Origin of the sequence: Alkalihalobacterium sp. APHAB7 (genome assembly GCF_048323755.1) — a bacterium.
Classification (GTDB): Bacteria; Bacillota; Bacilli; order Bacillales; family Bacillaceae_F; genus Alkalihalobacterium.
Map to the genome: position 1 here is coordinate 13395 of NZ_JBLWFS010000010.1, position 25883 is coordinate 39277.

The 25883-nt window shown below is 38.7% G+C and carries 21 protein-coding genes; 19 read left to right on the forward strand and 2 right to left on the reverse strand.

Annotation, left to right across the window (positions count from 1 at the left end; genetic code table 11):
- Window positions 1-213: 213 nt before the first annotated feature.
- The 3 genes from ACNSTQ_RS11765 (at window position 214) to ACNSTQ_RS11775 (ending at window position 3351) form a co-directional block, all read left to right on the forward strand.
- Window positions 214-708: a fasciclin domain-containing protein gene (locus ACNSTQ_RS11765; RefSeq protein ID WP_418200009.1), complete on the forward strand. Its 495-nt coding sequence runs from the start codon at window positions 214-216 to the stop codon at window positions 706-708.
- A gap of 670 nt (window positions 709-1378) precedes the next feature.
- The gene (locus ACNSTQ_RS11770) at window positions 1379-1867 is read left to right on the forward strand and encodes an RNA polymerase sigma factor (RefSeq protein WP_418200010.1); all 489 of its coding nucleotides are present in this window, start codon (window positions 1379-1381) and stop codon (window positions 1865-1867) included.
- Window positions 1868-1929: 62 nt separating this feature from the next.
- Window positions 1930-3351 (forward strand): hypothetical protein, encoded by a 1422-nt coding sequence (locus ACNSTQ_RS11775; protein WP_418200011.1) that lies wholly within the window; start codon window positions 1930-1932, stop codon window positions 3349-3351.
- Window positions 3352-3481: 130 nt separating this feature from the next.
- Here the strand turns inward: ACNSTQ_RS11775 and ACNSTQ_RS11780 are convergent, their stop codons facing one another.
- Window positions 3482-3937: a hypothetical protein gene (locus ACNSTQ_RS11780; RefSeq protein WP_418200012.1), complete on the reverse strand. Its 456-nt coding sequence runs from the start codon at window positions 3935-3937 to the stop codon at window positions 3482-3484.
- A 313-nt stretch (window positions 3938-4250) separates the two neighbouring features.
- Between ACNSTQ_RS11780 and ACNSTQ_RS11785 the strand changes: the two genes are divergently transcribed.
- The 4 genes from ACNSTQ_RS11785 to ACNSTQ_RS11800 all read left to right on the forward strand — a co-directional run bounded on the left by ACNSTQ_RS11785 (window position 4251) and on the right by ACNSTQ_RS11800 (window position 7010).
- Window positions 4251-5549, forward strand: a complete 1299-nt coding sequence (locus ACNSTQ_RS11785) for a chloride channel protein (protein ID WP_418200013.1) — start codon at window positions 4251-4253, stop codon at window positions 5547-5549.
- Window positions 5550-5760: 211 nt separating this feature from the next.
- A complete protein-coding gene (locus ACNSTQ_RS11790; protein WP_418200014.1) occupies window positions 5761-5973 on the forward strand; it encodes a GNAT family N-acetyltransferase in 213 nt (70 codons plus the stop codon).
- A 46-nt stretch (window positions 5974-6019) separates the two neighbouring features.
- A complete protein-coding gene (locus ACNSTQ_RS11795; protein WP_418200015.1) occupies window positions 6020-6640 on the forward strand; it encodes an NUDIX hydrolase in 621 nt (206 codons plus the stop codon).
- An 82-nt stretch (window positions 6641-6722) separates the two neighbouring features.
- A complete protein-coding gene (locus ACNSTQ_RS11800; protein ID WP_418200016.1) occupies window positions 6723-7010 on the forward strand; it encodes a TIGR04104 family putative zinc finger protein in 288 nt (95 codons plus the stop codon).
- A gap of 410 nt (window positions 7011-7420) precedes the next feature.
- On the opposite strand, the gene ACNSTQ_RS11805 is transcribed toward ACNSTQ_RS11800, so the two are convergent.
- Window positions 7421-8248, reverse strand: coding sequence for an ABC transporter ATP-binding protein (locus ACNSTQ_RS11805; protein WP_418200017.1), 828 nt, complete (start codon window positions 8246-8248; stop codon window positions 7421-7423).
- A gap of 228 nt (window positions 8249-8476) precedes the next feature.
- Between ACNSTQ_RS11805 and ACNSTQ_RS11810 the strand changes: the two genes are divergently transcribed.
- The 12 genes from ACNSTQ_RS11810 (at window position 8477) to ACNSTQ_RS11865 (ending at window position 25732) form a co-directional block, all read left to right on the forward strand.
- Complete coding sequence (locus ACNSTQ_RS11810) at window positions 8477-9484, forward strand: ABC transporter substrate-binding protein (RefSeq protein WP_418200018.1); 1008 nt, start codon at window positions 8477-8479, stop codon at window positions 9482-9484.
- A 53-nt stretch (window positions 9485-9537) separates the two neighbouring features.
- On the forward strand, window positions 9538-11445 hold the full coding sequence (locus ACNSTQ_RS11815) for an iron ABC transporter permease (RefSeq protein WP_418200019.1): 1908 nt from the start codon (window positions 9538-9540) through the stop codon (window positions 11443-11445).
- A 203-nt stretch (window positions 11446-11648) separates the two neighbouring features.
- The gene (locus ACNSTQ_RS11820) at window positions 11649-12245 is read left to right on the forward strand and encodes an MSMEG_1061 family FMN-dependent PPOX-type flavoprotein (RefSeq protein ID WP_418200020.1); all 597 of its coding nucleotides are present in this window, start codon (window positions 11649-11651) and stop codon (window positions 12243-12245) included.
- A gap of 110 nt (window positions 12246-12355) precedes the next feature.
- Window positions 12356-14056: a sigma 54-interacting transcriptional regulator gene (locus ACNSTQ_RS11825; protein ID WP_418200021.1), complete on the forward strand. Its 1701-nt coding sequence runs from the start codon at window positions 12356-12358 to the stop codon at window positions 14054-14056.
- A gap of 328 nt (window positions 14057-14384) precedes the next feature.
- Complete coding sequence (locus tag ACNSTQ_RS11830) at window positions 14385-16463, forward strand: hydantoinase/oxoprolinase family protein (protein WP_418200022.1); 2079 nt, start codon at window positions 14385-14387, stop codon at window positions 16461-16463.
- Window positions 16463-18226: a hydantoinase B/oxoprolinase family protein gene (locus ACNSTQ_RS11835; protein ID WP_418200023.1), complete on the forward strand. Its 1764-nt coding sequence runs from the start codon at window positions 16463-16465 to the stop codon at window positions 18224-18226. Before ACNSTQ_RS11830 ends, ACNSTQ_RS11835 begins: the two co-directional genes overlap by 1 nt.
- Window positions 18227-18347: 121 nt before the next feature.
- Complete coding sequence (locus ACNSTQ_RS11840; RefSeq protein ID WP_418200024.1) at window positions 18348-19595, forward strand: Zn-dependent hydrolase; 1248 nt, start codon at window positions 18348-18350, stop codon at window positions 19593-19595.
- A 14-nt stretch (window positions 19596-19609) separates the two neighbouring features.
- Complete coding sequence (locus ACNSTQ_RS11845) at window positions 19610-21034, forward strand: cytosine permease (protein ID WP_418200025.1); 1425 nt, start codon at window positions 19610-19612, stop codon at window positions 21032-21034.
- The gene (locus ACNSTQ_RS11850) at window positions 21034-21768 is read left to right on the forward strand and encodes an aspartate/glutamate racemase family protein (RefSeq protein WP_418200026.1); all 735 of its coding nucleotides are present in this window, start codon (window positions 21034-21036) and stop codon (window positions 21766-21768) included. Before ACNSTQ_RS11845 ends, ACNSTQ_RS11850 begins: the two co-directional genes overlap by 1 nt.
- A gap of 107 nt (window positions 21769-21875) precedes the next feature.
- Window positions 21876-23111, forward strand: a complete 1236-nt coding sequence (locus ACNSTQ_RS11855; protein ID WP_418200027.1) for a Zn-dependent hydrolase — start codon at window positions 21876-21878, stop codon at window positions 23109-23111.
- A gap of 16 nt (window positions 23112-23127) precedes the next feature.
- Entirely contained in the window at window positions 23128-24522 is a 1395-nt protein-coding gene (hydA, locus tag ACNSTQ_RS11860; protein WP_418200028.1) for a dihydropyrimidinase, read from the forward strand.
- Between the two features lie 184 nt (window positions 24523-24706).
- The gene (locus tag ACNSTQ_RS11865) at window positions 24707-25732 is read left to right on the forward strand and encodes a bile acid:sodium symporter family protein (RefSeq protein ID WP_418200029.1); all 1026 of its coding nucleotides are present in this window, start codon (window positions 24707-24709) and stop codon (window positions 25730-25732) included.
- Window positions 25733-25883 lie beyond the last annotated feature (151 nt).

Here is a 25883-nt window from a genome sequence, read left to right on the forward strand (position 1 = left end):
TTCGTGCCTCTTTTTTTGTTTTTAGGATGGATGAAGAACACACTTTGAAAAATTTTCTATTTTAAATATACAAGTTAGGATAAAAAAACCAAACCAACGAATACTACCATAGAGCATACATACGGGGGTGTGGCGACTACAAAAGTACAGGATGAATGTGTTGTTTTATTTCATTGTGTAAGAGCAAAAATAAAAAAAGTGGAGGTTGGATGAATGAATAAGAAAAAGTTTGCGATAGCTGCATTGGTTTTCATGATGATTATGTCATTTTCAGCAGGAGTATTAGCTGCAGAAAACCCCGGAGCTAAGAAGGATATTGTGGATACAGCAGTACAAGCAGGTGATTTCAATACGTTGGCTGCTGCCTTAGAGAAAGCAGGTCTAGTTGAGACGCTAAAAGGAAAAGGGCCGTTCACTGTATTCGCCCCAACAGATGCAGCATTTGAAAAACTATTAAAAGAATTAGGTGTAACGGCAGAAGAGTTATTAGCACGAAAAGATCTTGCTGAAATCCTTTTATATCATGTCGTTCCTGGTAAAGTGATGTCTGGTGATCTAAAAGATGGAATGAAGGTCAAAACGTTGGCGGAAAAAGAAGTAACGATTACACTTGATCCAGTTCAAGTCAATAAAGCAAATGTCGTTAAACCAGACATTGAAGCTTCAAATGGTGTGATCCATGTAATTGATGCGGTGCTATTACCATAAGGGATAGAAAAGACTATCTATTTTTAAAGTTTCAAAACATATAATGAGGCTGAATTCCTTTGTTTGTATGGGGTGAATTCAGCCTTTTTGTTTGATTTATAGAGCACACGGTAGAAAAAATCATGTGTTGAGCTCGGCGTGTGGGACTGGTTTGTTAATCGGTTTTTAGTGAGAGGGCAGTAAACCGATACAATGGTTAATGGATTCACCTAAAAAATTCCTCAAGTGAACACCAAAGCGTTGGATTGTTTAACGGAATCACCTAACATTCCTCGAGTGCACACCAAAGTGGCAGATTGGTTAGTGAATTCTCCTAGATCTTTCCTCGAACGTACAAGAAAGCGGTAGATTGGTTAGTGGAATCACCTAGATCTTTCCTCGAACGCACAAGAAAGCGGTAGATTGGTTAGTGAGTTCTCCTAGATTTTTCCGGAAGTGCACATGAAAGTGGTAGATTGTAATGGATTCTCCTAAAATTTTGCTCACTAGCACCCCAAACACTTATTTGTTTAATAAGTTTTTCCATTTAACGTTAAATAACCCCGGTAACTCCCTTACTCTTTATATTGTCTACTAATAATAGATAGATTTTTATAAAAAATGGAATTAAAGCATCCTTTCTTTAAACTATTCGTCTATAATTACGACAGATGAATAGGGGGATGAAGACATGAACGATCACGAACTCATACGTGAGATTCTTGCAGGTGATCAACTAGCTATTCAGGAACTGCACGACCGATATGTCGATCGTATTTTCCATTATATTTACATACAGACGAATAGCTATCACGATACAGAGGAGCTGTTGCAGGATGTTTTCTTTAAGGCTGCGAGGCAACTCGAACGATTTGAAGGAAAATCCTCATTTAAAACGTGGATTTTCAAAATTGCTCGAAATGTCGTGATTGATTATTACCGTAAGAAAAATAAAGAACGTCAGTCCGTTGCTATGGATCATGACAAGATGGAAGATTTCGGGGGAAAGAATGAATCTGCAGAAGATATCTATCTGCGGAATGTACATATGAATGAAGTTCTTGAAACCATTGATCAGTTGCCGAGCCATTATCAAACGGTTCTGCACTTAAGATTTATTGAAGACTTTTCTATAAAAGAAACCGCAGAAATTATGGGGAAATCTACTCTTGCTGTTTAGTCGATGCAGCACCGCGCTAGGAAGGCCCTTTTTGAACAAATTAATTTGGGGGTGAGCAGCAGATGAATGAGCGAAAACAGAGGGACGAAGAGCTTTCGTATATTATGAAACATAAGGAGAGGATGAAAGCACCTAAAGCTGCACGTGAAAAAAGTCTTCATGCCTTTCAAGACGGGCTAAAAGAAGCCGGTGACTTACAAAAAACGATTCAAAAGCGACAAAAGCTTCACCAACTCGTCATTGGAAGTACTGCTACTGTTGCTGCCGCCGGGATTGCTGGACTACTAATATTCAATACTACATTTTTACAAGATGAGAAACCACTAGATGAAAGGGATATAATCATTGGAGGCGGTGAAAGTAGAGAAATCCAGCCTGAAGAACATCTTGTAGTACAGAAGCCGGCCATTGAAAGTGATTTTTCAGTAGAAGCGGTTTTAGATCGACCGTCTTTTGATCATGATGATTTAAATAGGATGGGAGGCTACCCTATATTCAATAATACATTTACTGCTAAACTTCCTAGTAGCTGGACAGTAACTGAAAAACGAGAAGATGGTGTGCATTCGGTCAATATGACAGGACAGAATTCCGAAAGTATGAAGCTTTTGCTTTTTAATGAGACAGTGAGTAAAGATCAATTCAATGATGAGATTCAAAAAGTAACTTCTCAGTTTGAACATATGGATCAAATCACACTTGCTCCAGAAGTATTAATTGAGGAATTGAGGTTTAATAATCGGGTTAGTTTTCCTCACAAAGAGGTGTTTCCTTTTGAGATAGAAAATGCCCGGATATCTGTGTATATCGATGAGGAAGCTGGACGTTTTATTGAGCTTTATGCTTCCCAATTATTTGGATATCCGTTTATTTATACTGCAGAATTCCCGTTAGATAATTGGGACAGCTCGAATTTATCTTGGATCTTTTTAACTAATTTAACGGTAGATACACCATTTACGATTCCAGGTACAGTCGGGGCGCCCCATCCTGAATATGGACGTTCATTGGAAAAAAGTGTCGTGCTGATGGTTGGTGCTATGGGTTATGAGCAGGTGGATATGAAACTGTTTGAAGTTGAGGAACTTAAAATGACAGGCTATCTTCCTCGTAGTACCGATGTAGAAAAAATTGAACATCAACACTTTACCGAATGGAGGTTTACCGAGCCAGGTGTTTCGAACAATAGTTTTTATTCGTTTGGTAAACTGAAAGAAAGCTTCAAGATTGACCAGGGAAAAGAAATAATGTTTGATGCGTTTAATATTGATCTTGCTTATGAAGAAGATTTAGGTGGGGGTGCGTCTAGACACTACGCTTATGTAAGTCACATGGATGAAGAATTTATGGATGGCCATTTTCAACTGTTTGAACAATCAGGTCAATGGTATTATAAACATAAGCATGCAGACCGAGAAGATTATAATGGAGGAGTCTATTTTCAGAGGTTAGATTACTTTATCAACTCACTGGAATGGCATTAAGCTTTAGGCATTCTCGTAAGGCTATGGGTTAAATAAAAACCGTAATTCGAGAGGCGCTCAGATTTTGTCTGAGCGTTTTTTTGCATACTTTCCATTTAGACCATAAAACTGGATCACACCAATTCCTAACCTAGGAGTATTCATCAAATGGATAACTATCGAATTTCTCATAAGGATAATAGCTAGAAGTTCCCGTGAAAGGGTAGGCTGGTATTTCTTTGCGTGCTTTTTCTAGTTTTGCTCTAAAGTCATCTAGTTGGTGGTGTAATAGGTTAATCTTTTGTTTTTTCTGTAACCACTTTTTTCTATAGTGTCGCGTAGTGAAGAGAAGGATGAATAACGGTGTCCCAAAGAAAAGGAATAGCTGAAACCCTTCTTTTGGTGCAATCCAAATAAAAAATAAAAAAATAAAGGCCATCATCAACAAAAGCACCATAAAGCAACACATCAGCAACGGACTTTCTAGGTAACGTTCAATCTTTTGTTTTTCATTAAATTCGTGTCGGGACTGGTTAATCATGGCATAATAATGACTTTTGATTTCTTGGTCTGACATTTCTCGGATATCTTCTAAAGAAAACCACATGGTTAATCTCCCTCCTAACCTATCAATAATGTTCTACAAGCTAAATTATACAAGGTGTATTTCTTATTTAAGAATAATGTATGGAATGGGGAAGATAAAGACCTACTTTGATATATGTAAATAATGGATTGCCCCATGGTTTGAATGGATTCGTTTTAACGTAAAAAAAATGATTGTAAATAAAATACATGATTGGTGGTGTTTTGTAAAAAATATACAGTGGGAATCGTGCGTCCTTTACGTGTTTGTTATTTATATTAATTTAGACAAACATGAATTGATTTGCACATCTTTTGAAAAGAGGCCGATGACATTGAATGCTAAATATAAGTATAAAACATTGTTTACGACACTTTTTAAATGGATATTTTGGGGCGGGGTCGTTGGTGTGGTTATTGGAACGACAACGGCTTTACTTTTAACAACAAATGAATTTCTAGGAAATACACGTAAGGACAATGCTTGGCTCATTTATTTTTTACCGATAGGGGGCTTAGTCATTGGCTATATGTATATGCATTTTGGGAAGGAATCTGGAAATGATGCTGCGAAAGGAAATAACCTTGTCATTGAAGGAGTTCACGGTATCGCAAGAGTTTTACGGCGAATGGGACCGATCGTTTATTTAGGCACGTTTATTACGGTTATTTTTGGTGGGTCAACTGGAAGAGAAGGTGCAGCGATCCAAATGGGTGGAAGTGTGGCAGAAGCTGTAAACCAGTTTTTTAAAGTGAATTTACTCGATACCAAAATCATTCTTATGAGTGGGATTAGTGCGGGATTTGGAGCAGCCTTTGGAACACCGATTACCGGTGCTGTATTCGGTATGGAAATGGTCGCTTTAGGGAAGATGAAGTACGAAGCCTTTGTTCCTTGTCTGACGGCTAGTTTTGTCGGCCACTACATTACGGAATTTGCTTGGGATGTCAAACATGAATTATTTGTAGTTCAAAATATTCCTGAATTATCATTAATGACGTTTGGAAAAGTTATTTTTCTTGCGGTTCTTTTTAGCCTCCTGAGTGTGTTATATTGCCAATTGCGTCATGGACTTCAACGGATATCTGAGAACTTTTTTAATAAAAATCATATGAAACGAGCGTTTGTTGGTGGAATTATTATTGTCATCTTAACTTTAATCCTTGGAACACAAGAATACAATGGGCGAAGCTTAGACATGTTAGAACAGTCTTTCACAGAAGAAGTACCGCCGTATGCATTTATTGCAAAGCTGGTGTTTACCGCCGTTACGATGGGGATGGGTTTTGTAGGAGGAGAAGCGATCCCGCTATTTTTTATGGGAGCAACGCTAGGCAATGCCTTATATCCATTTATGGATTTACCGTTGTCTTTCTTAGCGGCACTTGGGATGATCTCGACTTTTTGTGCGGGAGCGAATGTGCCGATTGCAGCGTTTCTTTTAAGTCTTGAGATGTTTGGGGATAAAGGGGTAGAATACTTTTTTGTGGCCTGTCTCACTAGTTATATCGTGTCAGGACATCACGGTCTATGGCCTTCGCAGTCGATTCATGAACCGAAGAGCCGATTGTTTACCATTCCTGACGGAGAAACGATTGAGAGTGTGGAGAAAAGGGGGAAAGGGTCATCCTAGAATAAACCAGTATATAATGAAAAAACGGGTGTCATCCCAGTTAATGAAACTTGTCTTATTTGGAAAAATCGATCGTCAATAATGCTTATGACGGACGATTTTTTTATTTTTCTCAAATTTAGTAGGGAAGCTGTGATAAAATGAGATTATCAAATTTTACCAAATTATGATCTTTTAAAGAATATAGGAGTTATTTTAAAAGAGGGATGATATGTTTCCAATATTTGAGACAAAGAGACTAGTTTTACGGGAGATTACAAAAGAGGACGCGGCGGCTATTTATGCAAACTTTTCTAATGAAGCATCTAATCAATTATTGAGGAAATTTGGTTTTGAAAATGAGGGTATTTTAAGAGACTATATGTATCAAAGTGGTGCGCCGCACGACGCTTACGTATACTCAATATTAAAGAGGAATAGATGATAAGGAGTAAAGAATCGTTTCTATAAAGAGACTGATGGAGGAAAGAATGAAAAGAGAACAACTAAAGATATTTAATGAAGATCGAGTAGTAATTGGTGAAGCCAGCCGAGAAGACGTACATAAAAATGGATACTGGCATGAAGTGTTCCATTATTGGCTTGTTAGCAAAGAAGAAGCTGAAACTTTTGTCTATTTGCAACTTCGTAGTAAGGATAAAAAGGACTACCCGAACCTGTTAGACATTACAGCCGCAGGACATTTGTTAGCGAATGAAACGGTTGTTGATGGAGTGAGAGAGGTTAAAGAAGAACTAGGCATTGATGTAACGATAGACGATTTAATTTCCTTAGGTGTTATTGATTATTGTGTAACGAAAGATCATTTTATTGATAAGGAATTAGCAAATGTGTTTCTACATCTTAGTGACAAGAGCTTTGATAAATTTACGCTCCAAGTGGAAGAAGTTGCAGGGATGTTTAAAGCCGATTTTAACGATTTTTGTAATCTGTGGTATGGTGAAGTTGAAACCATTATGGTAAGTGGTTTTGAAGTTAATAACGATAGAAGCCAAATTTTAATCAAACGACAAGTGGGAAAAGATCATTTCGTTTCTCATCCTGAGTCGTTTTATCACACAGTGATTCATAGAATAAAAGAAAAGATATAGTTTTCGTTTCTTCTGCATTTCGTATATATTTTTTTAGTAACAAAACTAGTTTACTAGGTCTGACCAATGAGAGGTGCTGTAAATGCCAAAGTGTAAAAATTGTTACACTCGATTGAAGTGGAGTCAAATCTTAAAGGCGAATATGTCTTATAGTATGACAACGTGTGAGCACTGTGGCGCTAATCATCAAATCACATGGTTCTCAAGGTTTTTAGTCACTCTTTTGACGACTGTTCCACTTATTATTTTTATGTTTGTTTTAACGCCTTTTACGAATGCTTTTCTAACAATGGCTTCCGGTTTAGCTATTGCTTGTGTAGGTTTCTTACTGACACCTTTTGTTGTGAATTATGAGGAGAAGCATAAGTAGTATAATTGTATAAAAGCAAGCTAGATATTTAAATAAAAATTAGTCCGACTTCTATTGATGGTGAAGTCGGACTTCTAAAGATTTATTTGCTAGTTTTAATGGTGAAGTGGACAATACGGACATGCGTACATTATTGGCAATTCTTTATATAAGCAACACATCACTCGTTTAAATTCAATTTGAGCTTCCTGAACCGTATGGCCTCTTAAAAATTGAGCGAACATCGCCTTATAAACAAGCCATATCGACGCAAGAAAATCGATGTTGCTACAGCTTGATTTGGAGTTTCGTTTTTTTGCATTATTGTTTATATTAAGACGTTGTGTCTTTCAGCCATACTATCTGTAATGGTCATCATCTCAGTAGCTTGATCAACAACATGTACTTGATAATGTTTGATCTTCTCAAGATTACACACTTTTTGCTGCTCCATTATTGTTTGGTAAGACACATCGTCCACGCCCAAACGGAATGCAATGGGGTGTACCGAAAATTGGGTCTGTTGCAACTTGGCATTCCATTCCAAAAACAGCACGAACTAATTCACAGGTAATAATGCGCTCAGGGGTTCCTTGATCATGTACAGTTCCGTCTTTAATCGCAATAATATTGTGCGCATAACGGGAAGCTAAATTAATATCATGCAACACCATAACAATGGTCCGGTTGTGTTTCTCATTAAGTTCAAAAAGGAGATCCAATATTTCAATTTGGTGAGTCATATCAAGATAAGTGGTCGGTTCATCTAATAAAATGACTTCTGTATCTTGCGCAAGCGTCATCGCAATCCAAGCCCGCTGTCTTTGTCCCCCTGAAAGCTCATCTACTGGCCGATCTCGAAGGTCAGCAACACCAGTTGCCGTCATTGCTTCTTCTACTTTCAATGCATCTTCGTCTGACCATCGATTTAACCATGATTGGTGAGGGTAACGTCCTTGTTTCACTAAGTCATGAACGGTTAAGCCTTCTGGTGAAATAGGCGACTGCGGTAAAATCCCCATCTTTTTAGCTACTTGACGAGAAGACATGCGATGGACGTCTTTTCCATCAAGTAAAACAGAACCATTTGTGGGTTTTAATAAGCGTGCAATTGAACGAAGGAGTGTTGATTTACCACAACCGTTACTTCCAACAAAAACAGAAATTTCCCCATGTGGTATTGTCAAGTTTAAGTTTTCAAAAAGTGTTCGATCGTGATAGCCAATCGATAACTTATTTGTCTGAATGGATGCCTTCATTCCATATTCCTCCAACTATTAGACCTTTGATCTAAGCGATTTTGTATACTAAGTATAGTAACACAAAATCCCTCTAAGTGAGAATGATTTTTATTATTAAAATACTTTTAATTCCTCTTTACAATTAAACACTTCAGTTATATACTAATTTTTGTTGATATTGATAATGATTATCATGATCGATATAAGACTACTAGGATGAATGCATAATAATTGGAGGTCAAGAAAATGAAACAAAAATTAATGATTGTACTAGCTCTTGTAGCATTAGTATTAGGGTTAGCTGCTTGTTCTTCTAACAACGAAGAAGCATCTACACCGGAGGAAGAAAGTAATGAAGCAGTGGAAACGACAGAAAATACTGAAGTTACAATAGAAGGTGTAAATGGAGAAGTCACTTTAGATGCTCCTGCAAAAAAAGTAGTAGCACTTGAATGGACATATGCTGAAAATTTATTGGCTGTTGGGGTTCAACCAGCAGGTGTAGCAGATATCGATATGTACGGAGACTATGTAAACATCGAACCTCAGTTTGATGATACGGTTGTTGATGTAGGTGGTCGTCAAGAACCAAACTTAGAAGTACTAGCTTCAATTGAGCCAGATTTAATTATTGGAGTGAGCTTCCGACATGACAGTATGTTAACTGAACTAGAAGCGATTGCTCCGACTGTAATTTTTAACCCATACCCAGAGGACGAAAGCATTAACCTATATGAAGAAATGGAAACAACATTTAAAGAAATTGCAAAAGCGGTAGGTAAAGAAGCTGAAGCAGACCAAGTATTAGCTGAGCTTGATCAAAAATACGAAGAAGCGGAAGCAAAAATTGACTCTGCTAATCTAGCAACAAAAGATGTAATTCTAACACTTGCTTATTCAGGAGCTCAAGCACCAGAGATTCGTGTGTTTACTCCAAATTCAATGGCATCGATCATTATTGAAAAAATGGGATTAAATAACGTTCACGTACCCGACCAACATGAAATCTTTGGATCAAGTACATTTAACGTTGAAGGTTTAGTGAAATACGAAGAGGCAAACTATTTATTTACGGTTCCAGATGCAGATAATATTTACCAAAATCAATTAAGTGGTAATAAAGTATGGGAAAACCTAACGTTTGTAAAAGAAAACCGCCTGTATGACTTAGGAGAAGACACTTGGTTATACGGTGGTCCGTTGTCAGCAGGTACATTACTTGATCAAATTACGGATACGATGGTGAATAAGTAATGTTCGGGCAATCTATGAAGAAGTCCTTTGTCTTGCTGACAGGGGGCTTCTTCTTGCTCATTTGTTTATCACTCATTCATTTAACGCAAGGGCAAGCTGACTATACAGTTCCAGAGCTTTTGGACCAAGTTTGGGTGGAAGGTCGAGTCCAAGATATAGTATTATCTCTTCGTTTACCTAGATTAGTAATTGGTATTTTAGCAGGTGGGGCACTTGCTGTATCAGGTGCTGCCTTACAAACACTTACGAGAAACCCACTTGCTGCACCAGGAACATTAGGAATAAATGCAGGAGCGTTTTTCTTTGTTGTTGCGTCTACGATATTTTTTCCTAGTTTTTTAGGGAATTTTCCATTTTTAACGGCGTTACTAGGAGCGGTCCTATCATCGGCTTTGGTCGTTCTGCTTGCAGGCCGTCAGATGGAGCCAGTTCGTGTAGCTTTAACAGGGATGATTATCTCATTACTTTTTGCTTCGATTACCGGAGCCATGCAATTACTATTTGAAAACAAGACAAATGGTCTATTCCTATGGGGATCCGGAACACTCGTACAGTTAAACTGGGACGGGGTATCCTTCGCAGCTCCAGCTATTGCGATTGCATTTGTCTGTGCATTACTTTTAGCTAAGCCTCTAGATACATTATCTCTTGGTGAAGATGTTGCAACTTCCCTCGGGCAGAATGTGTCATTGATTAAACTAGTAACTTGGGCAGTAGCGATTGTCTTAGCTGCAGTCACAGTTAGTGTAGTTGGACCGATTGGATTTATTGGATTGATGGCCCCGCATATTGTACGAATGCTCGGTGTCAAAGGACATGTTATGATTTTCGTCCACTCTTTTTTATGGGGTGCCATTATAATGATTGGTGCAGATGTATTAGGACGGCTCATTCAACCTGGACAAGAAGTTCCTGTTGGAGCGATGACGGCATTGATTGGTGGACCTTGGTTACTTTATTTAGCATGGAGAACTGCACGCTCGTTGAAACGTAACGATCGTCCGATGGGTGGAACATCTACGCCAACACGCTTAACTGTGGTCGTACCCATCATTGTTGGTCTGATTGCCATTAGTATAGTTGTAGCGTTTTCCTTCAATGGACAAGCATGGACGCTGGAGTGGACCAATACAGCTGTATGGAATTTTAGGATCCCTCGTGTGCTAACTGCGTTTATTGTGGGGATGATGCTTGCAGTTACTGGGGTGTTATTACAAGGTGTCCTTCGAAATCCGTTAGCAGATGCAAGTGTAATTGGTGTTACTTCAATGGGCGGCGCGGGTGCGATGCTGTTACTCGTCATGTTTCCAGCCATTCCTCCTGCATTTATGCCGTTAGGGGCAATTGCGGGGTCAGTCGTTGCTTTACTAATTATTTTAATTTCAGGATGGAAGAATAATTTTTCTCCTATGCTTATTGCCTTAATGGGTGTGGCCATAGCAGCCTTTGGATCTGCAGCCACTCAAGTGTTTGTAGTTAAGGCAAAGTTAGCAGTTGCTGGTGCTCTCGTTTGGCTTTCCGGGAGTACGTATGGGAAAAGTTGGGATGATGTTTATATGGCGCTTTTGTTGTTAGGGATTTTTATTGGTCCCGCCATATATATGACAAGAAAACTAGACACCTTAACATTTGGTGATGATGTTGCTTCTGGACTTGGGTTATCCGTTAGGTCGACACGTGTATGGGCGTTATTAATTGGCGTTGCACTTAGTACAGCGGCTGTCTCTCTTGTTGGTGTTATCGGATTTATCGGGTTAGTTGCACCTCATATTGCAAGGAGAATAGTAGGTTTTCACCATTATCCTCTTATGATTGTGTCAGGGTTACTAGGCGGACTACTATTAGTTGTAGCTGACTTTATAGGTCGGATTGTTATTGCACCGAAAGATATTCCAAGCGGACTTATCGTTGCCTTAGTAGGTACACCGTATTTACTATATTTGCTAAGAAAAATGAAGTAATCGATTATAAGAATGAAACTGTCTCTTGAGTGTTAGTTTGCGTCTTACACTTTCCGTGGAGGCAGTTTCTTTTAATTGATGTTCTTAACTATTAAGTTGGAAAGTTTTCCGCAAAGATCAGATATAGTATAGTAGATATATGAGAATCAGTTTAATAGTTGTTAGTTTAAATAGGTTTACTATGCAGGAAGTGGGGTTTTTATATGGAAAAAATAAATTTTAAAGAAGATGCGGTTACTTCGGAAAAAGAGCTTAGAGAGTTGGTCGGGTCTCCTCATCAGTTTGTAAAAAATAAGATCGTTTCAGTCATTGATGACCAGTGTAAGAAGTTTATTTCGATGTCACCTTTGTTGTTTCTGGCCACTGCAGATGCAGATGGGAAATGTGATGTTTCACCAAGAGGAGATAAACCAGGAGCGGTGTACGTAATAAATGAGAGTCAATTGGTCATTCCTGATCGACCAGGTAATAGAAGGGTGGACTCTATCTTAAATATCTTATCAAACCCGCACGTTGGATTACTATTTGTCATTCCAGGCATGGATGAAGTCTTACGCATCAATGGAAGGGCAACGATAATAAAAAATAGAGAAATTCTTAGTCACATGACCTTGAACGATAAAACACCTGTACTTGGAATTGGCGTAGATGTAGAAGAATGCTTCATTCATTGTACGAGAGCATTGCAAAAGTCAAAAATTTGGGATGAACAATCGCGACCTAGTACAGACGACGTGCCTTCTATGATGGATATTTATCGTGCACATTTAAAAGTGAATGGATTTGAATTAAAAGAATAAACAATGAGACTGCGGTTTATTTATGTTTTTATTCAATGTCTTTTAGATAAAGGTTATAAGCAATATTTGTCGAAATGAAAGAACAATATGATTTTAGTAGAGGTGAGAAGATGCAAACGGTTATGAATCAAATGCCCTTTGGGTTAATTATGACATCAAATCAAGGTCTGATTACTTTTGCTAATCAAAAAGCTTCGGCAATGCTCTCACAAAACTTTGATAAGTTATTAAATAAAACGATCTTGAGTATTATCCCGGGTAGTAATGCGATTAAAGCAATTAAAACAAACCAACCCTTTTTATCTTCTATTAAGAAATGCAAACAAGAAGCAATTATCCTGTTTGAACAAGGAATAGTCGATGTTGATGGTGAAAAAAATGCAATTAGTTTTTTATTTGATACTTCATTAGTAGAACACCTCGCTTTTCAGACGAATAAAATCAATGAACTAAAACAAGAACTAGACCTTATCATGAGTCTTGTTGGTGAACTCGTTACGATTGCAGATGGAAGAGGTAATATTTTGCGGGTAAACGAAGCTTGTGAACGTATTATGGGGGTATCCCAGAAAGATTTTATCGGTAAACCAATGGATTTTCTAGTAAATGAAAAAATCATTGATCAATCTTCGACTCGAAAAGTGATTGAGGAAGGAAGAAATGTGACTATTGTCCAAACGACTAAGTCAGGGAGGCGTTTACTTGTTTCTGGTTATCCAATCTTTAATGAGGAAGGCGACTTGACAAAGGTAATTAATATTTCAAAAGATATAACAGAAACTGACAAACTGACTAAAAAGTTAGAAGAAACCAAATCTCTGGTTGAGCATTATCAAGTTGAATTAGAGAAAAAGGATAAGAATAAGGATCGCCCTCTTGTAAAATCAAAAATGATGGAAGATACATATGATTTAGTTCGACGAGTCGCAGATGTAGAGTCTACGGTCCTGCTCCTAGGTGAGTCAGGTGTTGGAAAAGAAGTATTAGCAAGGACTCTACACGAATCGAGCAGTCGTAGAAACCGTCCTTTCATAAAAGTGAATTGCGGGGCGATACCTGAAACACTAATGGAATCTGAGTTGTTTGGTTACTCAAAAGGAACGTTTACTGGAGCACATCGTGACGGGAAACAAGGACTGATCTTAGCAGCGAATAAGGGTACCTTGTTTTTAGATGAAATTGGAGAAATGCCGTTAAACCTTCAAGTCAAGTTACTTCAAGTTTTACAAGAAAAACAAGTTACACCACTCGGGAGTACTACACCAATTGATGTTGATGTACGGTTTGTTGCCGCTACCAATCGTGATTTAGAAGAAATGGTTGAAAGAAAGCTGTTTCGCAATGACCTTTATTACCGCCTCAATATAATCCCTATTCAAATTCCGAGTTTACGTGAGAGAAGAGATGAAATCCCGTTTTTAGCGGAGCATTTTCTAAAACGATATAATCAAAAATATGCCAAGTGGAAATTTTTTGGTGAAGGTGTATTAGATCAATTAATGGATTACACCTGGCCTGGAAATGTAAGAGAATTGCAAAATACAATCGAACGTTTAGTTGTAACTGTTTCGAGTGATGAAATTTCGTTTAACCATATTCCAGAAAAAATCATTCGTCATAAGTACTCCAAAGAGTATTTACCAGACCTAACTTTAAAGGATGCTGTCTTTTTATTTGAAAAAGAATTAATTGAAAACACTTTAAAGGATTGTGTAACTTTAAAAGAAGCGAGTAAAATTTTAGGGGTCGATCCATCTACTTTAACGAGAAAAGTCAGAAAATTTAACATAAAAATTGCAGAAACGCAATAGAAGTTGCAATAATGCAATTAACGCATTCGAATTAGTAATAATATAGTATGAAGTTAGGCTTGATTATATTAGAAGTTAGAAACCAATTGCAAAAATGCAATTGGTTTTTTGTTGTTTTAAATAGTATGTGAGATTATTTGTCGATACTTTCAATTTTATTTTTATTAATAGCTACAATCGTACTTAAGTTGAACGGGCAGTATTCCAGCCTAACTTAAAGTGCACTTATTAAGCAGATAAAAGGACAGTAGTTTTACATTTGGCACATTAATTGCAAAGTAGTTGTTAAATTCAAAATATTCAAAAACTAGTAAGGGGTGTAGCAGATATGAAATTAGTAGGTGTAGACGTAGGAGGAACATTTACAGATATTATGTACACAGACACTGAAGAGCGGAAGACGTGGATTAATAAGGTGCCCACCACGTTAGATGATCCTTCACGTGGAGTGGTTCAAGGGATATTAGAGTTATGTGATAAAGAAGGAATAACAAAAGAGCAGATAGATCACGTTTTTCACGGTACAACGATTGCGACAAATGCAATCCTCGAATATGACGGAGCAAAAACTGGAATGATCACAACGAAAGGCTTTAGAGACATTCTTCATATTGGCAGACATCAACGTCCGCAAAACTATTCAATTATGCAGGAAATTCCGTGGCAAAATCGACCGCTCATCGAGAGAAGACATCGAAAAGTCGTTAGTGAGAGGTTAGCTCCACCTAAAGGTGATGTTTTAGTAGCTTTAGATGAAGTGGAAGTAAGAGAGGCAGTTAGAGAACTAAAAAACGAAGGTGTTGAATCGATCGTTGTTTCGTTCTTGTTTTCATACATCAACCCTATCCATGAGCAACGAGTTAAAGAAATCATAGAAGAAGAATATCCTGAAGCGTTTGTGACAACTTCTGCTGATGTTTCACCGCAATTCCGCGAGTTTGAACGTTTTACCACAGCATCTATTAATGGCTTTGTAGGGCCAAAAGTGAAAAACTATATTGCTAACTTAAAAACAGGTTTAAAACAAGCGGGTCTAATGGCGGACCTCCACATTATGTGTTCTAACGGAGGTGTTGGAACGGCAGAAACCGTTTCAGAAAAGCCTGTTAATACACTTTTATCAGGTCCAGCTGCTGGTGTATTAGGTGGTTGGTGGTCAGGAGAACTTTCAAATAAACAAAAGCTGATTACTTTTGATGTAGGTGGAACGAGTGCTGATATCGGAATTATTACTGAGCAAGGTATTGATGAATCTTCCGCTCGAGACACTTGGATTGCTGGTTTCCCAGTCATGGTTCCGATGATTGATATTCATACGATTGGAGCTGGAGGAGGAAGTATCGCTCATATTGATGAAGGTGGCGCATTCAAAGTAGGGCCTAGAAGTGCGGGTTCAAGACCGGGACCAGCAAGTTACGGACACGGTGGAACAAAGCCAACGGTTACAGATGCGAATGTTGTATTAGGTCGTTTAGATGAAAGTAATTTCCTTGGTGGTTCGATGAGAATTTTCACTCAGGAAGCGAATAAAGTCATATCTGAGTTAGCGGGACAATTAGGGCTGTCGACTACAGAAACAGCGGAAGGTATTTTAACGATCGTGAATAATAATATGGCTAATGCAATTCGTGAAAAAACAATTCAAAAGGGTCAAGATCCCCGTGAATTTTCACTAGTAGCATTTGGTGGTGCTGGTCCGTTACATGCGGTGGAAATTGCACAGATTTTAAATATCCCTGAAGTTATCGTACCTCCACATCCAGGAATAACGTCAGCGACTGGCTTATTAACAACGGACCTAAAATACGATTTGATCAAAACAGAGTTTATGTTTAGTCACGAAATCGATTTTAAGAAATTAAATGCTGATTTAGAACAGTTAGAACAGCAAATTGCATCCCAACTAAACGAAGACGGCATTGATACTTCTAACATTGAATTTAAACGTACGGCTGATTGCCGTTATGTTGGTCAAGGGTATGAGTTGCGCGTTCAATTGCCAGATGGAAAAATCACTGAAGGGAGTATTGTAAACTCTTGGAAAGAGTTCCACATGCTGCATCAAGCCGAATATGGTCATCATTTTGAAGAAATCCCAATTGAAATTGTTAATGTTCGTCTAACTGGAAAAGGTGTTATGCCTAAAATTCAAAAACCATTTGTGCCAGAAGGCGGTACAGCTGAAGAAGGACTGATTAAGAAAGGAAAAACAGTCTTCCGCTTCAATGGTGAATTAAAAGAATTCGAAACAGATTTTTATCAACGTGAAAAGTTACCAGCTGGATCAAGCTTTGAGGGTCCTGCGATTATATTCCAAAAAGATACGACGACGATCATGCCACCAAATTGTACAGCTTTCGTGGAACAAAATGGAAACATTACGATTAAGATCGGAGGGAACGAATAATGAAATCTATCCAACAGCAAACGATTGATCCAATTACGTCTCAAGTTATTCGGGGGGCACTTGAAAATATTGCAATTGAAATGGGCCATAAGCTTGCAAGAATGTCATATTCCAGCATCATTCGTGAATCTGAAGATTTTGGGTGTGCATTAGTAGATATGAATATTCAACAGCTTTGTGAGTCAACGCAAAGTACACCCCTTCAATCAGGCCCAATTCCTGGGTATGTCAGAGGTATTTTGAAGATATTTGAAGAAAGAGGAGAAGAGTTTTACCCAGGAGATGTCATTATGCATAACTCTACGTATCATGGTGCTTCTCACGGTCCGGATATCGGTATTTGTGTTCCTGTATTCTACCAGGATGAGTTGATTGGATTTTCAGTAACAACGGCTCATCACTTAGATATTGGTGCTCTAACGCCTGGGAGCTGCGGGATCGTTGACGCTGTCGATGCTTATGCGGAAGGACTACAGTTTAAGGCAATTAAGGTATATGAAAAAGGCGTTAAAAATCGCTTCATCTGGAATATATTACGGGATAATATTCGTGCTTCTGATATGGTTGTTGGCGATATTGAAGCACAGATTGCTGCAGCTAAAATTGGGGCGGATCGCTATGTTGATTTAATAGAGAAATATAGTTTAGATACCGTCTTGGCTGCCAGTGAAGACTTGATGAAATATTCAGAGACCATGCTAAGAAATGAAATTGAGAAATTGCCAAATGGCACATATTACGCTGAAGGTTTTGTCGATGGTTATTTAGATAGTGACGATGTTCATAAGAAAGATTTAAAGATTGCAGTGACCGTTACGATTGACGGAAGTGATATTAGCATCGATTTAACGGGAACATCTCCACAAGTTGATCGTCCGATTAATATGCCATTTGAAGGTACAGTGGATTGTGCAATTTATTTAACGTTACGTTCTATATTACTAGATTCAAATACATTTGGTCATATTCCGCAAAACTCAGGGTTAATTCGCCCGATTAGCATTTCAGCACCAAAAGGAACCATATGTAATCCGATATTCCCAGCGCCAACTATTGCAAGATTTTGTCCAGGGAATATTGTGGCTAGTACGCTAATGAAAGCTTTAGGCCAGGTGGTTCCAAATCAAATTAGTGCAGGGGTCGGGAACTTAAAAGTTGTTTCATATAGCGGACTGAAGGAAGAAGATTATTGGGTGTTCATGGACATCATGGAAGGAAGTTATGGAGGAAGAAGTGGGATGAACGGGATGGACGCGGTGGATACGCTATATGCGAATACTCGTAATAACCCGATTGAAGATATCGAGTCTCACTATCCGTTGCGAGTAACTCGTTATGAATTAAGGAACGAAGCCTGTGCCGCTGGTAAATGGCGTGGCGGGATTGGTTCAGTAAAAGAAGTGACATTCTTAGAAGATGGCAGTGTCTCTTTAGAGGCGGATGGCCACAAACATGCACCATGGGGCTTTGCTGGCGGGGCCGATGGTTATGTAGGCGGGGTGGCATTAAACGCAGGAACCGACCGTGAGAAGCACCTGCCTTCAATGGTACCGAATACTACGATGAAGAAAGGTGATACTTTACTTCTAACAGGGCCGAGTGGTGGAGGCTACGGTAACCCATTTGAGCGTGACCCAGCGGAAGTCTTAGCAGATGTGATTGACGAGTTCATTACCATTGAAATGGCTGAGAAAGAATACGGTGTTGCGATTACCGAGCACCTGACTATTGACCAGCAAAAAACCGCAACCCTAAGAAGCTAACTACCACAGTACAATGCAGGGCATTAAAGAGGTGAAGGTGCCAGGCACCTGCGATATAGCAGAGCGTTAAAGGAATGAAGGTGCCTGGCACCACCCACACTAAGCGGGGGAAGGAGTTTATATGAGACAGTTATTGAAGGTTAATCAACAGCGAATGTTACAGCGCATTAAAGAGCTTTCCCAAATCGGAAAAACGAAGCAGGGAGGTGTGACACGAAAGGCGTTAACAGCTGAAGATCAGGCCGGTCTTGAGCTTGTAAAGAAGTGGATGGTGGAAGCGGGGCTGACCGTACGTACTGACCACGCGGGTAATGTTATCGGTAGGAGAGAAGGAACTGATCCGAATGCGCCTGCTGTACTAATTGGTTCGCATATCGATACGGTTCCGAATGGGGGTAACTTTGATGGGACGGTTGGCGTTATCGGGGGAATTGAAGTTGCGACTATCATTGTGGAAGAAAACCTGCAACTAGCCCATCCTTTAGAAATCATTTCATTTAGCGATGAAGAAGGTACCAGATTCCAAGGTGGTTTATTTGGTAGTCGAGCAATGGTGGGAAAAGCCACAGAAAAAGATTTACAAGCCAAAGATGAAAACGGAATTACACGAAGTGAAGCGCTTAAAAATGTCCAGTTGGACCCAGATCTTCTAGCAACGGTAAAGCGAACAACTGAGCAAGTTAAAGTATTTTTAGAAATGCATATCGAGCAAGGACCATATTTACAATCGGTTAATAAACCAGTTGGAATAGTGACAGGCATTGCTGGGCCAAGTTGGCTCTCAATTAAAATCCAAGGCCAATCGGGTCACGCAGGGACAGTGCCAATGTCATTACGCAATGATCCGATGGGAGGGGCAACAGAAATTATCCAAGCTATTGAAGCGATTGCGACGAAGGATCGCTCTGCTGTCACTGTTGCAACTGTAGGAAAAATTGAAGCTTTTCCAAATGGTACAAATGTAATCCCAGAATATGTTAAGTTTACTCTTGATTTACGAGATATAGACTTAAAAAGAAGAGATGATGCGCTGCACGATGTGAAAAATGCTGTTAACCAAATATGTGAAAAAAGGGGGCTCACCTATGACATAACAGAACATCTTATACAAGATCCAATTCAATGTGCAGATCATATTATCCAAGCAATGAGAAAAGCAGGTGAGACTATTGGCGTTGAAGCGCCACTTATGATAAGCGGGGCTGGTCATGATGCCATGATCATGAGTGAAATTACAGATATTGGCTTACTCTTTGTCCGTTGTAAAGATGGCATTAGCCATAACCCAAATGAATGGGCCGAGATTGAAGATATCGAGATTGGAACATCGTTGTTACTTGAAACAACATTAAACTATATGAAAAGTTGAAGGGAGTTTTATAAATGAAGGAAAATAAAGGTCTTAGTTTAACAGGAAAAGATATTATCCCGACCCTCGATTCAGAACGAAATATCGGCACATTTGGATTTTTCCTCCTTTGGGTAGGTATTGCCGTTCAACTTGTAACCTTTATTACTGCGGCCCAACTTTTTCCTTCCTTGTCACCTACCCAAATAGTACTTGCCGCACTTTTAGGAAACCTCGTGGTTGTCGCGCTCCTGACACTACTAGGGGACTTCGGAATTAAATATGGTATTCCGTACGCGGTATACATTAGAGCATGTTTCGGTTATTTAGGAACACATATTCCGGCAACCGTTCGTGCCATCCCTGCAATATTCTGGTTTGGTTTTCAAACCTGGATGGGTGCCTTTGCACTCAATGAAATTATGAAAATACTTCTTGGATATTCCAATATGACACTACTCATTATTTTATTTGGTGCCGTTCAAATCATAAATACTGCCTTTGGGATTAATGCAATTAAAAAGTTTGAAATGCTTGCTGCTCCAAGTATTCTAATTATTGGTGTTTATCTCCAATATCTAATAATGACTAAATTTGATATTACACTTGGATCATTATTTGCCCTTAGTGGTGACGGAGGTCTTTCGTTAGGATACGGTGTGGTCGTATTTATGGGTCTCTACATTACAATGGCACTCAACGCATCAGACTTTACCAGATTTTTAAAAGTAAAACCATCAGACAAAAAAGGGACTTGGATGCAAGCAAATAAAGGAAGTGCGATTGCCCATTCAGCGGGTCTACTAAGCTCGATGATCTTATTCACAATTATAGGTATGACGAGTGGCGTAGCAACAGGAAACTGGAATCCTATTGAAATGATGACGGTAGTACTTGGCGAAGGTCATCCGTTTATCTTAATTGTCTGTCTAGCATTTGTTATTTTAGCACAATGGTCTACCAATATTAGTGCAAACCTATTACCGCCAGGCTATATTATCGTAAACTACTTCCCGAAAAAGATAAAATTCGCACACGGCGCAATAATCGCAGGTATTATCGGTTTACTGATGCAACCATGGGCATTTGCAGATTTCTTGCCGACCATTTTAATCATTATATCGTCATTACTTTCCCCAATCGCTGGTATTATGTTCTGTGATTATTATCTATTAAGAAAACGTCAATTAAATATTGAAGAACTGTATAAATCAGGTGGTCAATATCGTTATTGGAATAATATTAATCCAGCAGCACTTATCGCCTATGTCCCAGCAGGTTTATCGGTATTCTTCTTCCCTGATGTAGGATTTATTACAGCTTTTGTGATCTCAAACATTCTCTACTACCCACTTATGAAATATTGGATTGCTAAAAAATACTATCAACCTGAGATCTTTGGAAAAATTGAAGTGAAACATCTTCTCGACGAGCAGTCAAAAGACAAGGAGGTCATTTAATGAAAATTAAAGTAATTAATCCAAATACGACATGGGAAATGACGAAGGGGATCGAAAGCGCAGCACTAAGCGTTAAAAGAGACGATACGGAAATTATTGCGGTTAGTCCACAAATGGGGCCGGCATCAATTGAGTCCTTTTACGATGAATACTTAAGTATTCCCGGCGTGCTAGAAGAAGTAATAAAAGGAGAAAGTGAAGGCGTTGATGCTTATGTCATTGCTTGCTACGGTGACCCAGGACTTCAAGCTGCTCGTGAGGTGACGAATGCACCTGTTATCGGAATTGCTGAAGCGTCGATGTACATGGCGTCGATGTTAGCGGCGAGATTTTCAGTTGTAACGGTTTTACCAAGAATTAAAACAATGTTAGAAGAATTAGTTGCAAGTTACGGAATGGAACATCGTGTTGTTCAAATTCGCACGACTCCAATGTGTGTATTAGATTTTGAGCGAGATCCTGAAAGAGGTATCGAAATGCTTAGACAAGAAGGAAAAAGAGCAGTTGCCGAAGATGATGCAGAGGCGATTTTACTTGGGTGTGCTGGAATGGCCGAGTTTGCAAATCAATTAGAGCAAGAGCTTGGCGTACCCGTAATTGATGGGGTTGTAGCCGGAGTTAAATTTGCAGAAGCAATCGTAGACCTTGGAAAAACGACAAGTAAGTTAAAAACGTATAAATCCCCAGAGAAAAAGCCGTATATAGGTCTACTCAACCAGTTTGGAAGTAAATAGACGTGGTCAGGTACGTATATTAAATTCATAATATTCGAAACTAGCAATTAAAATCTAAAGGGTGGACCTAGTCCACTCTTTTACCTTGAGTAAAGGAGGAAACCTATTTGAAAAGTCTTGAACAAAGAATTGAAGCCCATATAGACGAATTAGCCCAATATACCGAAACACCTAATCATGGTGTCACGCGTGTCGTGTATACCGAACAAGATACACTTGCAAAAGAATATATGAAAAAACAAATGGAAGAATTAGGATTGAAAATAGAAGAAGATGAAATTGGAAATCTTTTTGGTACTTGGAAAGGAACAGATCGAAAGCTTCCTCAAGTATGGACGGGATCTCATTTAGATGCCCCGACACATGGAGGAAAGTTCGATGGGGTCGTTGGTGTATTTGGTTCTCTTGAAGCGATTCGAATTCTACAGCAAGAAAACTTTAAACCGAAACATGATATTATACTTGTCGTATTTGTTGCCGAAGAACCAACTAGATTTGGTATTGGATGTCTCGGAAGCCGTGCCCTAACGGGGATGATCGTTCCAGCAGACCTCGAATCCTGGAAAGATAAAGATCACATATCTCTAAAAGAAGTACTTTTACAAAACGGACGTAATCCCGAGAAAGTATTATCGGAAGAACTTGCCCCCGAAAAAATTAAAAATTTCATTGAACTTCACGTTGAACAAGGTGCTGTACTAGAAACTGAGCAAAAAGAAATTGGCATTGTTGACGATATAGCAGCTCCAACTGACATTCAGCTTATCATTCACGGGGAACAACGCCATGCAGGCAGTACGCCAATGTCAATCCGTAAAGACCCTATGCCTGCAGCTGCGGAAGTCATTCTGTTGGTAGAGAAACTTACAAAAAATAATATAAGTGAAACGAGTGTAGGGACTGTTGGGAAAATGGTGATTACACCCGGGGCGAGTAATGTCATTCCAGAGCAGGTTGAATTGACAATTGATATTAGAGATGTGGATGCAAATAAAAAGAAACGGATTATTACTGAACTTTCTAAAGAAATAACGACAATATTGGATGAACGTGACTTATCTTATCAATTTTCAATTAAAAGTGATGATGTCCCGTCTCGAATGAATGAGGAAGTTGTTCAGTTTATTAAAAAAAGCTGTGAAGAAGTGGGCTGTTCTGCAAAAGTAATGGCTAGCGGGGCTTATCATGATGCACTTATCATGTCTCGACGAGTTCCTGCTAATATGATTTTTGTTCCTAGTCAGAACGGAATTAGTCATGCACCAACAGAGTTTACGGCAACTGCAGAAATTGCTACAGGCATTAAAGTACTGGCCCGTACATTAGAAAAGCTCAGTAAATAACGCAGGAGGGATAGAAATGAAAAAAATAATTAAAAACGGAAAAATCATAACAAGTTCAGACTCGTATGAAGCTGATCTTTTAATAGAAAACGGTAAAGTAGTTCAAATTGGTAGACAATTAGAAGAAGCTGGTGCACAAGTAGTTGATGCAACAGGGAAATTAATTTTGCCAGGGATGATTGATGAACATACACACATTGAAAGTCCATTTGGTGGTACGGTAACAGCCCCTTGGAAAACAGAATCTGTAGCAGCTGCGATCGGTGGAACGACGACTGTCGTAGACTTTGCATTACAACCAAAAGGAAAAAAATTAATGGATGGGATTGATCGCTGGAAACAACGAGCGGAAGGATCCTCTGCAATTGATTATGGCTTTCATATTGGGGTAACTGATTTAAGAGATGATGTTATTAAGGAAATTCCTACGATTGTAAAAGAAGGAATTCCTACTCTAAAAGTATTTATGGCCTATAAAGATGATTTAATGATTGATGATGCCACCATGTACAAAACGTTAGCGGCCGCAAAAGACGAAGGGGCATTGGTTATGGTTCACTGTGAAAATGGTGATTTAATTAATTTACTGCAAAAACAATGTATTGAAAATAACCAAACTGACCCTTTCTATCATGCGGTAAGCCGACCGATCGAAGTGGAAACCGAGGCAACCTACCGCGCCATTTCAATAGCTGAAATCGTTGGTGCACCTCTTTTCATCGTTCATGTAAGTGGATATGAGCCTGCAGAAGTTATTCGTGCAGCTAAAGCAAAGGGACTACCCATCTATGCAGAAACGTGCCCACACTATTTACTTTTGACGATAGATGAATTAAAAAAATCGAACTTTGAGGGCGGAAAATATGTATGTTCACCACCACTAAGAGAACAACGACATATCGATGCCCTGTGGAATGCTTTGAAAGACGGTACATTAGAGGCAATAGGCTCAGATCATTGTGCGTTTAATTTTAAAGGACAAAAAGAATTAGGCAAAGAAGACTTTAGGAAAATCCCTAACGGCGGAAATGGAATTGAACACCGCTTAACGTTACTTCACACATATGGAGTTCTTGAAGGAAAACTATCGTTAAATAAAATGGTTGAATTGCTTTCGACGGCTCCTGCAAAAGTGATGGGTCTATTTCCTGAAAAAGGAACGATTGCAGTTGGAAGTGATGCAGACATTGTATTATTTGACCCTAACAAAGAGCAAACGATCTCTCAAACTACCTCTCATCAAGGTTTGGACTATGATATGTTTGAGGGCTTTAAAACAAAAGGTGCACCGACTGATGTATTTCTACGAGGAAAACAGATCGTTTCAAATGGTAAATTCGTCGGACAACTAGGAGACGGTCAGTTTGTTAGAAGAAGCCCGTTTGGTTATTGTTATGATACAATTAAATGATCGGAATAGTACCTTCTCATTAAGATAAACTAGACTCGGAAGATGCAAGTTTTTTTATGTATCTTTCGGGTCTTCTTGCATTGCTTGATATATTTTTTTTGGAATTTTATTATTTCAATAATCAAAATGTTTAGTGTATAGTTAAAAAATAAGGTTTTTTCTGTGTTACATAGGATCACTCTGAATGGAAAAGTTAGTCCATATACGGAACAATATTGTTACCACTCAAAAGGTAGGTGAGGAAAGAATCAAACATCTTCATTCGTTTATATCAGGCAATCTGCCCCTTTTAATTATTTTTGTTGCATTCTTTACGTATTTTTTCCCGTTTCATTTACAAGTAGCGGGCTGGGTGCCAAGTGTTTTACTCGGTTTCGTGATTTTTTTTACGGGCCTATCGATGAATGTGGAAGCGATTAAGAAGATGCGGTCGAAGTACGGTGTGTTAGGATTAGCTACCTGTTTGAAGTGGACAATTACCGTAATTATTTCTGTTGCTTTGGCCCATTTATTTTTTGCAACACGTCCGGAAATAGCTGCCGGTGTTATTTTGTCAGGTACGGTTCCTAATGCTACCGCGGCAACTCTTTACACATTTATTGCTGGAGGGAATACTTCCTTAGTCATTGCGGCTTCTTTTTTAGATATCATCATAAGTCCGATTGTAACTCCTTTGGCATTACTAGGTATTGAAGGGGAAAGTGTCACCATCTCCTTTTTTAATTTACTGCAATCGTTTATTCTTATCGTCATCTTACCGATCACAGCGGGGCTCTTCTTTCAACGAAAGCTTCCTCATATAGTGGCAAAGTCAGTGAGTTATACAAAACTAGGTTCATCGATTACGCTGCTGCTCATCATTCATACGATTATTGGAAGTGCAAAAGGAGCGATCTCTTCAGAACTTATTATTTTTCCAATCATTACGCTTGTTGCCTTTTTACAAGTGACCCTGCCAATGCTGATAGCTTATTTACTGTTGCAATTAAAATGGCTAAAAGTAGAAAATGAAGATGTGACGGCGATTGTTTTTCATGTTGGATTATGTAATACGGCGTTAGCTGCAATTCTAGCGATTGAATTTATTAGTGAAATAGCCGCTATCCCAGCTATTATTAATATGGTTATTAATCTGTCATTTGGATCTTTTCTTGCTAATTACTTGTCCAAGAGAACACCTGACCCAGAGTTGATTAAACTAGCAAATTAATAGGAGAGCTCTTGTTTTTGGATACTATATTATTATTATGTAAACTTAAAAGTTCGATTTATGTACAGAAACAATATTAGATTTATTTTTCCATAATAGAAAAAGCCAGTCACTTCCATATTATCTGAAAGTAGCTGGCTTTTCTTAAGTT

What these genes read in the sequence shown, in the direction of transcription:
- ACNSTQ_RS11765 (WP_418200009.1), top strand. Translation starts at nt 214, where the DNA reads ATGAATAAGAAAAAGTTTGCGATAGCTGCATTGGTTTTCATGATGATT.
- ACNSTQ_RS11770 (WP_418200010.1), top strand. Translation starts at nt 1,379, where the DNA reads ATGAACGATCACGAACTCATACGTGAGATTCTTGCAGGTGATCAACTA.
- ACNSTQ_RS11775 (WP_418200011.1), top strand. Translation starts at nt 1,930, where the DNA reads ATGAATGAGCGAAAACAGAGGGACGAAGAGCTTTCGTATATTATGAAA.
- ACNSTQ_RS11780 (WP_418200012.1), bottom strand. Translation starts at nt 3,937, where the DNA reads ATGTGGTTTTCTTTAGAAGATATCCGAGAAATGTCAGACCAAGAAATC.
- ACNSTQ_RS11790 (WP_418200014.1), top strand. Translation starts at nt 5,761, where the DNA reads ATGTTTCCAATATTTGAGACAAAGAGACTAGTTTTACGGGAGATTACA.
- ACNSTQ_RS11795 (WP_418200015.1), top strand. Translation starts at nt 6,020, where the DNA reads ATGAAAAGAGAACAACTAAAGATATTTAATGAAGATCGAGTAGTAATT.
- ACNSTQ_RS11800 (WP_418200016.1), top strand. Translation starts at nt 6,723, where the DNA reads ATGCCAAAGTGTAAAAATTGTTACACTCGATTGAAGTGGAGTCAAATC.
- ACNSTQ_RS11805 (WP_418200017.1), bottom strand. Translation starts at nt 8,248, where the DNA reads ATGAAGGCATCCATTCAGACAAATAAGTTATCGATTGGCTATCACGAT.
- ACNSTQ_RS11810 (WP_418200018.1), top strand. Translation starts at nt 8,477, where the DNA reads ATGAAACAAAAATTAATGATTGTACTAGCTCTTGTAGCATTAGTATTA.
- ACNSTQ_RS11820 (WP_418200020.1), top strand. Translation starts at nt 11,649, where the DNA reads ATGGAAAAAATAAATTTTAAAGAAGATGCGGTTACTTCGGAAAAAGAG.
- ACNSTQ_RS11825 (WP_418200021.1), top strand. Translation starts at nt 12,356, where the DNA reads ATGCAAACGGTTATGAATCAAATGCCCTTTGGGTTAATTATGACATCA.
- ACNSTQ_RS11830 (WP_418200022.1), top strand. Translation starts at nt 14,385, where the DNA reads ATGAAATTAGTAGGTGTAGACGTAGGAGGAACATTTACAGATATTATG.
- ACNSTQ_RS11835 (WP_418200023.1), top strand. Translation starts at nt 16,463, where the DNA reads ATGAAATCTATCCAACAGCAAACGATTGATCCAATTACGTCTCAAGTT.
- ACNSTQ_RS11840 (WP_418200024.1), top strand. Translation starts at nt 18,348, where the DNA reads ATGAGACAGTTATTGAAGGTTAATCAACAGCGAATGTTACAGCGCATT.
- ACNSTQ_RS11845 (WP_418200025.1), top strand. Translation starts at nt 19,610, where the DNA reads ATGAAGGAAAATAAAGGTCTTAGTTTAACAGGAAAAGATATTATCCCG.
- ACNSTQ_RS11850 (WP_418200026.1), top strand. Translation starts at nt 21,034, where the DNA reads ATGAAAATTAAAGTAATTAATCCAAATACGACATGGGAAATGACGAAG.
- hydA (WP_418200028.1), top strand. Translation starts at nt 23,128, where the DNA reads ATGAAAAAAATAATTAAAAACGGAAAAATCATAACAAGTTCAGACTCG.
- ACNSTQ_RS11865 (WP_418200029.1), top strand. Translation starts at nt 24,707, where the DNA reads ATGGAAAAGTTAGTCCATATACGGAACAATATTGTTACCACTCAAAAG.